This is a genomic window from Micromonospora sp. IBHARD004 (assembly GCF_052814115.1).
The window spans coordinates 698,424-710,543 of record NZ_CP199934.1; the positions used below are offsets into that span (position 1 = coordinate 698,424).

The following is a 12,120-nucleotide window of genomic DNA, read 5'->3' on the forward strand; positions in this document are numbered from 1 at the left end:
CCGTACCCTCTGGAAACCGTGACCGGTGACCAGCTCGACGTGGGTGTGGGGCCGTGGCCCGGCGACCTGCCGGACGACCCGCGGTACGACCCCGAGCTGCTCGCCGAGGGCGACCGACGCAACGTCGTCGACCGCTACCGGTACTGGCGGCGGGAGGCCGTGGTGGCCGACCTGGGCCGGCGTCGGCACGACTTCCACGTGGCCATCGAGAACTGGCAGCACGACTTCAACATCGGCACGGTGGTCCGCAACGCCAACGCCTTCCTCGCCGCCGAGGTGCACATCGTCGGCCGGCGGCGGTGGAACCGGCGGGGCGCCATGGTGACCGACCGCTACCAACATGTCCGGCACCACCCGACGATCGAGGAGTTCGTCGACTGGGCGGCGGCCGAGCGGCTGCCGATCGTCGGCATCGACAACCTGCCGGGCTCGAAGCCGCTGGAGAGCACCACCCTGCCACGTCGCTGCGTCCTCCTCTTCGGCCAGGAGGGCCCCGGCCTCTCCGACGCCGCCCGGTCCGCCTGCGACCAGCTCTTCTCCATCGCCCAGTACGGCTCGACCCGCTCGATCAACGCCGGGGTGGCCAGCGGCATCGCCATGCACGCCTGGATCCGCTCGTACGCCGGCCCGCCGCCGGACTGACCAGCGGGTCTCCGGCCGCCCGTCGGGCTGAATCCCCCGGCCGGCCCGCCGGCCCCACCGTCGGGCTGAATCCCCTCGCCAACCGTCCGCTCCGCTTGACGGGCCGGCCGTGCGGGGTGACGGTGGGGGTGTGAGTGTCGCGGTGAGTTGTCCGAGATGTGCGGGGCCGGTGCGGGAGCCGGACCTGATGCACGGTGAGTCACGCTGCCTGCGGTGCGGACCGGTGTCCCCGCTGCACGTGCCCGAGCACATCGGCGCCGAGATCGTGGCGAGCGTGGTCGAGCAGCTGGTGGCGGCCGCCGACCCGCCCGACCGGCCGGGCGTACCGCTCTGGTGCCCCTGGCCGCTCCCGACCGGCTGGACGCTGACCGGGGTGGCGTGGGCCGGGGACGAGCGGAGCGGCGTACGGGCCACGGCGGTGGCCTGCGCCGGTCCGGCCCCCCTGGACGGTGGACCGGCCGACCTGCTCTTCGTGGCGGAGGAGCCGGGCGTCGGCCTGGGCACCCGGTTCGCCGGCATGCCCGGGCCGGACCCGGGTCCCGAGCTGGCGGCGGCCTTGACCGACCCCGGCCCTGGTCACGCCGAACGCGTGCCGCACGCCAAGATCCGGGTGGGCGGCCATCCCACTCCACTGTGGCTGGTGAATTCCCCGACAGATCGAAGCGCGTACGCCGGCGAGGCTCGGGGTATGTGGCTGCATGCGATAGCCTGGCCGGCGAGTGCGGGTCACCTCCTCGCGGAAGAAGTCGTGCTGCACGACCTCGCCGAGTGGACTCCGCCTGAACTCGTGTACGGCGCACCATCTCCGTACCTGCACGGAGCGGCCTGACCGGCCGGTCCGGGCGAGTCGGAGTGCGAACGCAGATATTCACTGTACGACATCATGCTGATACTCTGGGTGCCACTGCGGTAAACGGACCCGGCGCCGCGCGAGAGGATGGCCCACCATGGTCAAGAAGGTCCTCACCTGGGCCCTGGTCGCATTCTTGATCTTCTTCATCGCCTACCGCCCGAACTCCGCCGCGGACGTCGCCAAGTCGCTCGGCGGCGGCATCATGGACATCGCTCAGGGCTTCGGCGACTTCTTCACCAGCCTCGTCGCCTAGCCGCCGATGGGAAGCCCCTCCGGTCCACCCTTCGATCCCGACGATCCCGACCGGGAGCGCCGGGAGCGCGACACTGAGCCGATCCCCCGGATCGGGCCCGACGACGGTCCCGGCTACGGCGCCGGCCCGAGCCTCGGCGACGGTCCCTCCCTTTCGGACGACGCCGGCTTCGGCGACGGGCCGGGCTACGCCGGTGAGGGCCGCTCCGGCCGGGCCTGGATCCGGGATCCGGAGGCCGGCTACCAGCCGCCGCAGATCTCCGAGGACGAGCTGGCCGGGCTGCGCGCCGACGCCGCCGGCATGGCCCCCCGCCGGGTGCTGCCGCTCGAGGACGAGCCCAGCTCGCTGGTCGCCCGCTACCTCTTCCCCACCGAGCGGTACCGGGGCGAGTGGAAGCGGCACTGGATCCACCTCTCCACCCCGATCATCGTCGGCATCGTGGCGACCTTCGTGCTCGGCTACCTCTCCGGCTTCCTCGCCGGGCGGGACGTGGGCGCGCTGACCACGGTCGCGGTGCTGCTCTGGTTCGCGGTGATGGGCTGGGTCGCCTGGCGGGTCGCCGACTGGTGGTACGACCGCTTCATCCTCACCAACAAGCGGGTGATGGTGGTCAACGGGATCATCACCCGGCGGGTCGCGATGATGCCGCTGGTCCGGGTCACCGACATGAAGTACGAGCAGACGCCGAGCGGCCGGGCGCTCAACTACGGCACCTTCGTGCTGGAGTCCGCCGGCCAGGAGCAGGCTCTCCGCGAGATCAAGAACCTGCCCAACCCGAACGAGCTCTACCTGCGTGTGGTCGAGGAGATGTACGAGCCGCAGGCGGTCGAGGCGCGGTTGGGCAAGGAGGCGGACGAGGCCAAGGCCGACGACGGGGCGTGAAACTTTTCGTCCGAACATCGGATGAACAGCGCACCCATTTGCCGTCGACCCGACCACCCCGGTCGTGGCAGCCTGCCATGAAGGACGGGGCGCGGAGGTGAGCGGTGGCGAGCAGGGATCCGCTGGAGGAGGAGTTCCGCGAGTTCGTCGCGGCCCGCTCCGGCGCCCTGCTGCGCACCGCCTACCTGCTCGCCGGGGACTGGGCGACCGCCGAGGACCTGCTCCAGACCGCCCTGACCAAGACCTACCTCGCCTGGAAGCGGCTCGGCGGAATCGACGCCATCGAGCCGTACGCCCGCCGGGTCCTGGTCAACACCTCCACCAGCTGGTGGCGGCGGCGCTGGCACGGTGAACGCCCCACCGACGTGCTGCCCGAGCGGGCCGGGGTCGACGAGATCGAGCAGCAGCTCGACCGCGACGCGCTCTGGCGGCACCTGAGCGCACTGCCCGCCCGGCAACGGGCCGTGCTGGTGCTCCGCTTCTACGAGGACATGTCCGAGGCGCAGACCGCCGCGTTGCTGGAGATCTCGCCGGGCACCGTCAAGAGCCAGACCTCGCGGGCGCTCTCCACCCTGCGTCGCCGGCTCGGCTCCCAGGCCGCCCTCGGTCTGCCGGCCGAGGACGCGACGCCGCCCGCCCGGCCGGCACCGCGTACCCCGGAACGCCCCCGACCCGCGGCGGCCCGGACCCCCGCCGCGGCCCGGACCCCCGCCGCTGCCCGGACCCCCGCCGCGACCCGGACCCCCGCGACCGCTCCGGCCGCGCCCGCCGTCCGGCCGGCCGCCCTCTCCGGCCGCGCGGCCGCCGTCCGGCCCGCCACCGTCCCGGCGGAGACCCGATGAGCCGGACGCCGAACCCCTGCGACAACCAGACCGAGGGTCCGGAGCGTCCATTCGCCGTGACGCAGGACGAGCTGGAGCGGGCGCTGCGGGAGACCTTCGCCCGCCGGGTCGCCGCGCCGGGGCCGCTCGCCGTCGACCCGGCCGCCCTCGCCATCCGCCGGGCCAACCGAACGGTACGGCGGCGTGCCCTGACCGGTCTCGCTCTGGCGGGGGCGGTCACGGTGCTGGTCACCACGGGCATGGCCCAGCTCGGTGACCGGCCCGGCCACCAGGGCATCCCGGCCGTGGTGCTCGGCGACCCCCGCAACGTGCCGGCGTCGCCGCTGCCGACCGCGTCGCCGCGCACGCCGCCGCCGGAGGGGCCGGTCCGGGCCGAGCTGGATCTCATCATCGGCTCCTGGCTGGAGGGCAACGGCGGCGAGCGGCGGGAGCTGACCGGGGTGGGCCCGGTCGAGCGGGCGCAGCGGGTCGCCGACCACGGCGGCTGGCTGGTCACGTCGGTGGCCACCGCCGCCGGTCGTACCCTCTGGTGGGTGCCGCCCAACGGCAGCGCGCCGCAGGTGCTGCTGGCCGGCGCGGACGCGGTCGCGCTGGCCCCCGACGGACGGCAGGTTGCCTGGCGCGACGGCCGGGACGTGTTCGCCGCCGGCCTGGTCGGTGGCCAGCTCCTCGCGACCACCCGCACGCCAGCCCCGGACGGCGCGGTGCCGGTCGGCTTCGCCGGTGACGCGGTCCTGGTCCGCCAGCCCGGGCAGGGCGGCTTCGCCGTCTGGCCCCGGTTGGCCGGCGCACTGCCGTCCACCGCCGAGCGGAGGGTGCTGAACGTCTACGGCGTGCTGCCCGACGGCCGGGTGGTCGGCCAGGTCTCCGCCGGTACGCCCCGGCGGCCCTGCCTCGCCCTGCTCGACCCGGCCCGCGGCCTCGCCCCAATACGCACCGGCTGCGGTCCGGAGCTGGGCACCGACGGCCGGGGCGGGGTCTCCGCCGACGGGCGGTGGCTGCTGGTGAACGGGGCCGGCAAGGGTGCGCTCCTGGTCGACCTGGGCACGCTCGGCTCGACGGTGTCGGCCCGGGCCGCCGGGCCGGCGGTGACCGACGTCGTGGCCTGGACGCCGACCGGGACCGCGCTGCACGTCGACGGCGCCGGCGGGCTCGTCCGGGTGCGGGTCGAGCGGGTGCTCGCCGGTGAGCGGCCCGGCGCGGCGCCGGTCGACGGCGTTCCGTCCGGCGACCGGCCGGTCCTGGTCGGCGACACCGTCTCCTGACCCTCCGGGCGGACCGGCGGCGCCCCGGCCGGGACCGGTAGCGTCAGCGGATGACCGCGGCGCCCCGGATCGACCTGCACACCCATTCCACCGCCAGCGACGGCACGCTCAGCCCCGCCGAGCTGGTCCGGGCCGCCGCCGACGCCGGGCTCGACGTCGTGGCCGTCACCGATCACGACACCACCGCCGGCTGGGAGGCCGCGGTAGGCGCGCTGCCGCCCGGGCTCACCCTGATCCGCGGCGCGGAACTCTCCTGCCGCTGGTTCGGCGTCGAGCCGGCGATCCCGCTGCACCTGCTGGCGTACCTCTTCGACCCGGCCGAGCCGGAGCTCGTCGCCGAGCTGGCCCGGGTGCGGCTGGCCCGGGAGGAACGCGGTGAACGGATCGTACGGCTGCTGCAGGCCGACGGCATCGACGTGAGCTGGCCCGAGATCCTGGCCGGTGCGGCCGGCGGGACGGTCGGCCGGCCGCACATCGCCCAGGCGCTGATCCGGGCCGGGCTGGTGGCGACCACCACCGAGGCGTTCGGGCCGGACTGGCTGGGGGAGCGGTACCGACTGCCCAAGGAGGACATCGACGTCTTCCGGGCGGTGGCGCTGGTCCGGGCGGCCGGCGGGGTACCGGTCTTCGCCCACCCTCGGGCCACCCGCCGGGGGCGGATCGTGTCGGACGAGCTGATCGTGGAGCTGGCGGCGGCTGGGCTGGCCGGACTGGAGGCCGACCATGAGGACCACTCGCCGGCCGAGCGGGCCCACGTCCGCGGGCTCGCCGCCGAGCTCGGCCTGCTGGTCACCGGGTCGTCGGACTTCCACGGCACGCACAAGACGGTCCGGCTCGGCGCGCACACCACCGACCCCGAGGCGTACGAGCGGATCGTCGCCGCGGCGAGCGGGGTGACCCCGGTCGCTTCGGGCTGAACCCTCTGGACGCTGCCGCTACCGTGTCCGGGTGGATCTCAAGCTCTTCGGAGAGGTCTTCGTGACCCTGCTGGTGATCACCGATCCGCCGGGCATGATGCCGATCTTCCTCGCGCTGACCGGGCCGCTGCCGGCCCGGGACCGGAACCGGGCGGCCTGGCAGGCGGTCGCGCTGGCGCTCGGGGTGATCGTGATCTTCGCGGTGGCCGGGCAGACGCTGCTCGCCTACCTGCACGTCGAACTGCCGGCGTTGCAGGCCGCCGGAGGGCTGCTGCTGATCCTGGTCGCCCTGGAGCTGCTGACCGGCAAGGCGGACGACCCCAGCCAGCAGGTGACGTCCAACATCGCCCTGGTGCCGCTGGGCACCCCGCTGCTGGCCGGGCCGGGCGCCATCGTCGCCACCATGCTCTTCGTCCAGCGGGCCGGCGGCCTGGCCGACTACACCGCGATCGCCGCCGCGATCGTCGCGGTCATGGTGGCCGTCTGGGTCGTGCTGCGCTTCTCCGGCGTGATCGTCAAGATCCTCCGGCCGGGCGGGATCGAGGTGCTGACCCGGATCGCCGGCCTGCTGCTGGCCGCCATCGCGGTGCAGCTCATCGCCGACGCCATCGCCGCCTTCGTGACCCAGTACCTCACCATGCGCTGACCGCGCCGGCCCGCCGCGGCCCGGTGTCGTACCGGGGTGGCAGGATCTCAGGCGTGCGACGACCCTCCCCGACCGGACGACCGGGCACCGGCGGCCGGGCCCCCCGGCCCCGCGCCGAGCAGGCCGAGCAGCTCGGCTTCGAGGGCATGCCGGAGCGGCTCTTCGTCTGCACCCCCAGCAAGCTCGGCGCGTACGCCGACTGCCCGCGCCGCTACCGCTACTCCTACGTCGACCGTCCGGCGCCGCCGAAGGGTCCGCCGTGGGCGCACAACTCGCTCGGCGCCAGCGTGCACACCGCCCTGAAGAACTGGTACGCGCTCGCCCCGGAGCGCCGCCGGCCGGAGGCCCTGGCCACCCTGCTCCGGGGCACCTGGGTGCGCGAGGGCTACCGCGACGACGAGCAGGAGCGGGACGCCTACCGCCGGGCGCTGGCCTGGCTGGAGTCGTACGTCGCCGGCCTGGACCCCGGCGACGAGCCGGTCGGCGTGGAGCGGGTGGTGGCGGTGAAGACCGGGGTGCTGGCCTTCAACGGCCGCGCCGACCGGATCGACTCCCGGCCCGGCGCGGACGGCCCGGAACTGGTCATCGTCGACTACAAGACCGGCCGGACCGGCCTGGACGCCGACGACGCCCGCGGCTCGCAGGCCCTCGCCCTCTACGCGTACGCGGCCGAGCGGGTGTTCCGCCGGCCCTGCCGCCGGGTCGAACTGCACCACCTGCCCACCGGCACGGTCGCCGCGCACGACCACACCCCCGAGTCGCTGGCCCGCCAGCTCGGCCGGGCCGAGGAGACGGCCCGGGACATCATGGCCGCCGAGCGGGCGGTCGCCGAGGGCGCCGACCCGGACGAGGCCTTCCCCACCACCCCGGGGCCGCGCTGCGGCTGGTGCGACTTCCGCCGCACCTGCCCGACCGGCGCGCAGACGCCGGGCAAGGACCCGTGGGCGGCCGTGGAGCGCTCCGCCGACCAGGACTGACCCGGCTCAGGCGGCCTCGGTGGTGGCGGTCAGCCGGGCCGCCCGCTCCTTGGCGGCCTGCTGCAACGGCCCCTCCCGGTAGCGGCGGGGCAGCGCGGCGAGGGCGAGCCGGAGCGCGCGGACGCTCAGGTCCGCCGAGAGCGCGGTGGTCGGCAGCCCCAGGCCGCCGTACATCCGGCGGGCCCAGGCCGGGAGCAGCCCCAGCGCGGTGCCGGCGATCCCGAGGTACGCCCACCGGGGCGGACCGAGGTGCAGGCCGAGCTTGACCGGCAGGCTGAGCTTCCACGGAATCGGCGGGGCGGTCAGGAAGAGGGCGGTCTTGGCCGCCTCCCTCGTCATCCGCAGCTCGCCCCGGATCCGCCGGTAGTAGTCGTCCACCTCGGCAGCGGTGCCGGGCACGTCCGCCGGGTCCAGCCCGACCAGGGCCGCCGCCCGCCGCTGCTCGGTGTAGTAGCCGTCGACCTCGTCGTCGGTCAGGGCCAGCCCGGCGCGGCGGGCCGTGCTGACGAAGGACTCGACCTCGGTGACGTGCACCCAGCGCAGCAGCTCCGGGTCGTCGATCCGGAACTCCTCGCCGGTGAACGGGTCGCGGGCCCGCAGCCGGGCGTGCAGCGTACGCAGCCGGCGGCCGGCCGCCTCCGCCGCGGCGGTGGTGCCGTAGACCGTGGTCGCCACGTAGGTGGCGGTGCGGACCAGGCGACCCCACGCGTCGGTCTGGTAGCGGCTGTTCGCAGCCACCCCCGCCATGGCCCGGGGGTGCAGCGCCTGCAGGTAGAGCGAACGCAGGCCGGCGACGATCAGGATCGGCTCCTCGTGCACCTTCCACGTGACCGATCCCGGTCCGAAGAGGCCGAGGTCATCGGAGTCCACCGCCCAAGAGTGCCACGCGGCGGCATCGCCCGGCCCGGCCCGGTTCGTGCGCGGCCCGGCGCGGACGACCTCAGTCGTCGGCGGAGCGGCGGGCCTGGCAGGTGGGGCAGAGACCCCAGAAGGTCACTTCCGCCTCGTCCACCTCGAAGCCGTGGGCGGTGTTCGGGTCGAGGCAGGGGGCGCTGCCGGTCGCGCAGTCGACGTCGGCGATCTCCCCGCAGCCCCGACACACCACATGGTGGTGGTTGTCCCCGACCCGGGCCTCGTAACGGGCGGGACTGCCGGCCGGCTCGATCCGCCGGGACAGCCCGGCCCGGGACAGCGCGCCGAGCACGTCGTAGACCGCCTGGGTGGAGACCGAGTCCAGCCGTTCGCGGACCCGGCGGGTGATCTCGTCGACCTCCAGGTGGCCCCCTCCGGCGAGCACGTCCAGCACGGCGAGGCGCGGTCGGGTCACCCGCAGGCCCCTCGACCGGAGCAGCTCCTCACCAGTGGACATGACGTAATGACAGCACGGGCTCACCGGGGCGACAAGCGAGCCGGGACAGGGGTGGCCCGGGCCACAGCGTCCAGGTGGCCCCGACTCCCGGTGAACCGCGGCCCCGGGCCCCGCGTGTACCGGAGTGACGAACAGCGGCGGCCGTCACAAGCGTCGTACGCTGATCACCCGCGGTACCCGTCCACTCGCCGGAGGTGTCGGTGTTCAGGGAAGTCAATGGTCTGCCGGGTCACGTCCTGGTCATCCACGCCGTCGTGGTGCTGGTGCCGCTGCTGGCGCTGCTCTCCGTCGGGTACGGGGTGCTGCCCAGCTGGCGGTCCCGCTTCGGTTGGGCGGTGGCCGTCCTCGCCGTGCTGACCCCGATCGTCACCTTCGTGGCCACCGAGTCCGGCGAGGCGCTGGAGGAGGTGCTCCGGAGCCGGGGCTACCCGCCGGAGAGCCTGCAGAAGATCCAGGAACATTCCGAGTACGGCGAGACCCTGCTCTGGCTCACCATCGGCCTGGCCGTGGCGGCCCTCGTGCTGCTGCTCGTGACCAGCGGGCTCGAACGGGTGCGGGTGCTGCCCTCCTGGCTGGTCTGGGTGCTCACCGGGGGGGTCGTCGTCCTCGCGGTCTTCGCCCTGGTGTACGTCTATCTCACCGGGGACAGCGGAGCCAGGATGGTCTGGAGCGACATCGTCTGACGCCGGCTCGGCTCAGAAGATCACCCGGGAGCAGAGCAGGCAGACCAGAAGGACCAGCACCACGGCGGCCACCGCGCCGACGCCGTAGGTGAGCCGTTCGGCCTGCTGCTCGGCGCCGTCCATGCCGGCCATGTCCTGCGAAGGGAGCTGTCGCGGCGGCGGCACCTGCACGTGCACCGGCGGTCGCCAGCCGGGCGGCGGCGGCACGGTCGGCGGGGGACCGGCGTACCCACCCGGGGTGGCGCCCGCGGCCGCCACGCCGGCGCCCGGGCCGGCCGTGGGCCCACCGGCACCCGCACCCGCGGTCGGCTCGCTGGTCTCGTCGGTCGGCGGCTGGTCCGGCGGTCGCCGCCAGAACTCGTCCCCGGGGTTGGCTCCGCTCGGCGTCGTCACGCCGTCCGACGCTACCAACGGCTCGGCCGGACGGCCGCCCGACGCGTCAGGCGATGCCGCCACATCGGGGAGGTGGAGTCGATCAACCGGCGCGGGTCGGTGCGGTCGGCCCGGACGGGTTCGGCGGGGCCGGGGAAGACAGGGTCGTCCGGGCGGATCGCCCGTCACCGCTGCGTGACGCGCGACGTCGTCCCCGGACGGCGGTATCCTTACCGCTCGTGAGCACCGAGGACCCCGGCGTGCAGGGCACGCGCGGCGACGACGACCGTACGGTCGACCTCAGCGACGACTTCGTGGTGTTGCCCGAGCAGACGGCGGACGATACCGACCGTGGCTGGGGCGAGCGGGCCGGCGGCAACGACGACTGGCTGCTCGCCGAGCGCCCGCCGCACTGGGACTGATCAACCCGTCCCGAGGCCTGGCGCGACCGGCCCGTCCCTGGCCCGACGACCGGTTCAGCCCCGGACGACCACGGCGAACCGGCTCCCCTCGGGCAGGCCGACGGCGCGCTGGGCCTGCTCGGGCCTGAGCGCCAGGTAGAGCGCCGACGAACCGTCGACCGCGTCCGCACCCACCACGTCGAGAACGAGCGCCCGGGCGGCGACGAGAACGGCCGCCCCGGCCGCCCCGCCGGCCGGTACGACGAGCAGGTCCACCCGGGCGCCCGGGCGGAGCACCGCGAGGGCGGCCGGCTCGGCGAGCCGGACCGGGACGCCCACCGCGCCGTCGGGTAGCGGCAGCGCGCCGCCGGGGGACCCGGGTGGGGTGGCGGCCGGGCTGTCCGACGGGGTCGGGCCGAGCGCGGCCGGGGCCGCCCCGGGTGGGCAGCCGGACGGTATCCGCAGGACGGCGGCGGCCAGGCCGAGCAGCATCGCGACGAGCGTCACCCGGAGCAGGGTCCCGCCCCTCGGCAGCCCGCGCCAGCGCACCGGACGCAGTGATCCCTCGCTCGCCGTCACGCCAGCGCCTCCCCGCCTCGGCCGCTAGGCGCCGCCGTCCGGACAGCGCCGGTCAGCAGGTTAGGAGCGGGAGACCCGGGAGACAGGGCCGGAGCCGGCCGCCTGTGGACAACCGGCCCGCCTGTGGACAACCCCCGCGTCGGCAGGGCGTGTGCTACGCCCGAACGGATCCGTGGGCCGGCCGGGCCGGCGGGCTCAGCGGCCGGTGGCGGCGGGAGCCGATCGGGCGGGTCCGGGCGATGATCGACACCGGCTCGCCGACATGGGGGTGTCCACCGGACCTGAATGCCCCCATGTCGCCGACCTTGAGTGGATCATCGCCGAACGCGCGCCGGCGGACGCGAGCCGACTTGGCAGCGGCGGGCCGGGGTCAGGACGAGGAGCTGGAGGTGCTGGCGGCCGGGGTCTTGGCGGCCCCGCCGCTGGTCGAGCCGGTCGACGAGCCGCTCGACGAGCCGGAGTCGCCGCCGGAGGAGGACTCCGACTTGGCCGGCTTGCTCGGGGTGCTCGCCGTGGTCTCCGCGCCCGAGGAGCGCGAGTCGGTGCGGTAGAAGCCCGAGCCCTTGAAGACGATGCCGACCGAGTTGAAGACCTTCCGCAGCCGCCCCGCACACGCCGGGCACTCGTTCAGCGGCTCGTCAGAGAAGGACTGCACCGCCTCGAGCTGTTGGCCGCACGCGGTGCAGGCGTACTGGTACGTGGGCACGTTCTCCTCCGGATCTGGCACGGCCGGTTGGCACTCGATGTATTCGAGTGCCAATGGTGCGTCACCGGGCCCGGGTTCGTCCAGTGGAAGCGGGCGGTCCCACACCGGGTGCCTCCGCAAGGGTACGCAGCCCGTCGGCGGGCGTTATCGCGGCGCGGACCGGGCGGTCATGCGGCTGGGCGGGGACGCTCGCCACCAGCTCCCCGTCGTGCAGCAGCGCCACCGTGACGGTCGTCACGGGCACCCGGGCCAGGGCCCGGTCGTACGAGCCGCCGCCGCGGCCCAGCCGCAGCCCCCGGTGGTCCACCGCGAGGGCCGGGACGACCACCAGCCCGGCGTCGGCCACCGCCGACCGCCCCAGCGGGGGGCCCGCCGGCTCCCGCAGCCCACGTCCGGCCGCCACCAGCGACTCCGGGTCCGTGTACGCCGCCCAGTCCAGGTCCAGGTCGTCGCGGAGCACCGGCAGGAGCAGCTCGGCCGCCGGCTCCAGCGCCGCCCGCAGCACCGCCGGCAGGTCCGGGCCGCCGGGTTCCGAGCCGACCGGGACGTACGCGGTCATCCGGGTCGGGCGCAGCCGGCGTACCAGGGAGACCAGCTCGGCCTGGACGCGCGCCGCGGCTTCCGCGCGCTGGGCGGTGGTCAACGACCGGCGGTGGGCGAGAAGTGCGATTCGCATGTCCCGCTTCGCCTCATGCGTCACATCCGCTCCATCAGAAAATTCCGGCACGCAACA

17 protein-coding genes are annotated in these 12,120 nt (G+C 75.0%); 11 read left to right on the forward strand and 6 right to left on the reverse strand.

Annotation, left to right across the window (positions count from 1 at the left end; genetic code table 11):
• Positions 1-18 precede the first annotated feature (18 nt).
• The 9 genes from ACTWO6_RS03485 to ACTWO6_RS03525 all read left to right on the forward strand — a co-directional run bounded on the left by ACTWO6_RS03485 (position 19) and on the right by ACTWO6_RS03525 (position 7,277).
• Positions 19-642 (forward strand): TrmH family RNA methyltransferase, encoded by a 624-nt coding sequence (locus tag ACTWO6_RS03485; RefSeq protein WP_446218188.1) that lies wholly within the window; start codon positions 19-21, stop codon positions 640-642.
• Positions 643-829: 187 nt separating this feature from the next.
• Positions 830-1,471 (forward strand): DUF6758 family protein, encoded by a 642-nt coding sequence (locus tag ACTWO6_RS03490; protein ID WP_446220548.1) that lies wholly within the window; start codon positions 830-832, stop codon positions 1,469-1,471.
• Positions 1,472-1,589: 118 nt separating this feature from the next.
• Positions 1,590-1,748: a hypothetical protein gene (locus tag ACTWO6_RS03495; RefSeq protein WP_200215318.1), complete on the forward strand. Its 159-nt coding sequence runs from the start codon at positions 1,590-1,592 to the stop codon at positions 1,746-1,748.
• Between the two features lie 6 nt (positions 1,749-1,754).
• Positions 1,755-2,630 carry a PH domain-containing protein gene (locus tag ACTWO6_RS03500; RefSeq protein ID WP_446218189.1) on the forward strand — a complete coding sequence of 292 codons (876 nt, stop codon included), beginning with the start codon at positions 1,755-1,757 and terminating at the stop codon, positions 2,628-2,630.
• 104 nt (positions 2,631-2,734) lie between these two features.
• Positions 2,735-3,472 (forward strand): SigE family RNA polymerase sigma factor, encoded by a 738-nt coding sequence (locus ACTWO6_RS03505; protein WP_446218190.1) that lies wholly within the window; start codon positions 2,735-2,737, stop codon positions 3,470-3,472.
• Positions 3,469-4,737 (forward strand): hypothetical protein, encoded by a 1,269-nt coding sequence (locus tag ACTWO6_RS03510; protein WP_446218191.1) that lies wholly within the window; start codon positions 3,469-3,471, stop codon positions 4,735-4,737. The genes ACTWO6_RS03505 and ACTWO6_RS03510 overlap by 4 nt, the downstream gene beginning before the upstream one ends.
• A gap of 50 nt (positions 4,738-4,787) precedes the next feature.
• Positions 4,788-5,654 carry a PHP domain-containing protein gene (locus ACTWO6_RS03515; protein WP_446218192.1) on the forward strand — a complete coding sequence of 289 codons (867 nt, stop codon included), beginning with the start codon at positions 4,788-4,790 and terminating at the stop codon, positions 5,652-5,654.
• A 31-nt stretch (positions 5,655-5,685) separates the two neighbouring features.
• Positions 5,686-6,300 (forward strand): MarC family protein, encoded by a 615-nt coding sequence (locus tag ACTWO6_RS03520; protein ID WP_446218193.1) that lies wholly within the window; start codon positions 5,686-5,688, stop codon positions 6,298-6,300.
• 146 nt (positions 6,301-6,446) lie between these two features.
• Positions 6,447-7,277: a RecB family exonuclease gene (locus tag ACTWO6_RS03525; protein ID WP_446220549.1), complete on the forward strand. Its 831-nt coding sequence runs from the start codon at positions 6,447-6,449 to the stop codon at positions 7,275-7,277.
• A gap of 6 nt (positions 7,278-7,283) precedes the next feature.
• Here ACTWO6_RS03525 and ACTWO6_RS03530 read toward each other — a convergent pair whose 3' ends face one another.
• Together ACTWO6_RS03530 and ACTWO6_RS03535 are read right to left on the reverse strand one after the other, a co-directional pair.
• On the reverse strand, positions 7,284-8,147 hold the full coding sequence (locus ACTWO6_RS03530; RefSeq protein ID WP_446218194.1) for an oxygenase MpaB family protein: 864 nt from the start codon (positions 8,145-8,147) through the stop codon (positions 7,284-7,286).
• Positions 8,148-8,217: 70 nt separating this feature from the next.
• Positions 8,218-8,646 (reverse strand): Fur family transcriptional regulator, encoded by a 429-nt coding sequence (locus ACTWO6_RS03535; protein ID WP_446218195.1) that lies wholly within the window; start codon positions 8,644-8,646, stop codon positions 8,218-8,220.
• Positions 8,647-8,846: 200 nt separating this feature from the next.
• Here ACTWO6_RS03535 and ACTWO6_RS03540 point away from each other — a divergent pair, with 200 nt between their 5' ends.
• Entirely contained in the window at positions 8,847-9,329 is a 483-nt protein-coding gene (locus ACTWO6_RS03540) for a DUF2231 domain-containing protein (protein ID WP_446218196.1), read from the forward strand.
• Between the two features lie 12 nt (positions 9,330-9,341).
• On the opposite strand, the gene ACTWO6_RS03545 is transcribed toward ACTWO6_RS03540, so the two are convergent.
• Positions 9,342-9,722, reverse strand: a complete 381-nt coding sequence (locus ACTWO6_RS03545; RefSeq protein WP_446218197.1) for a hypothetical protein — start codon at positions 9,720-9,722, stop codon at positions 9,342-9,344.
• Between the two features lie 218 nt (positions 9,723-9,940).
• Between ACTWO6_RS03545 and ACTWO6_RS03550 the strand changes: the two genes are divergently transcribed.
• Complete coding sequence (locus ACTWO6_RS03550) at positions 9,941-10,123, forward strand: hypothetical protein (protein WP_130331398.1); 183 nt, start codon at positions 9,941-9,943, stop codon at positions 10,121-10,123.
• A 54-nt stretch (positions 10,124-10,177) separates the two neighbouring features.
• Here ACTWO6_RS03550 and ACTWO6_RS03555 read toward each other — a convergent pair whose 3' ends face one another.
• From ACTWO6_RS03555 to ACTWO6_RS03565, 3 genes are all read right to left on the reverse strand, one after another.
• A complete protein-coding gene (locus ACTWO6_RS03555) occupies positions 10,178-10,609 on the reverse strand; it encodes a flagellar biosynthesis protein FlgA (protein ID WP_446218198.1) in 432 nt (143 codons plus the stop codon).
• Between the two features lie 442 nt (positions 10,610-11,051).
• Entirely contained in the window at positions 11,052-11,408 is a 357-nt protein-coding gene (locus ACTWO6_RS03560) for an FmdB family zinc ribbon protein (protein WP_446218199.1), read from the reverse strand.
• A 40-nt stretch (positions 11,409-11,448) separates the two neighbouring features.
• Entirely contained in the window at positions 11,449-12,114 is a 666-nt protein-coding gene (locus tag ACTWO6_RS03565) for a 5-formyltetrahydrofolate cyclo-ligase (protein ID WP_446218200.1), read from the reverse strand.
• Positions 12,115-12,120 lie beyond the last annotated feature (6 nt).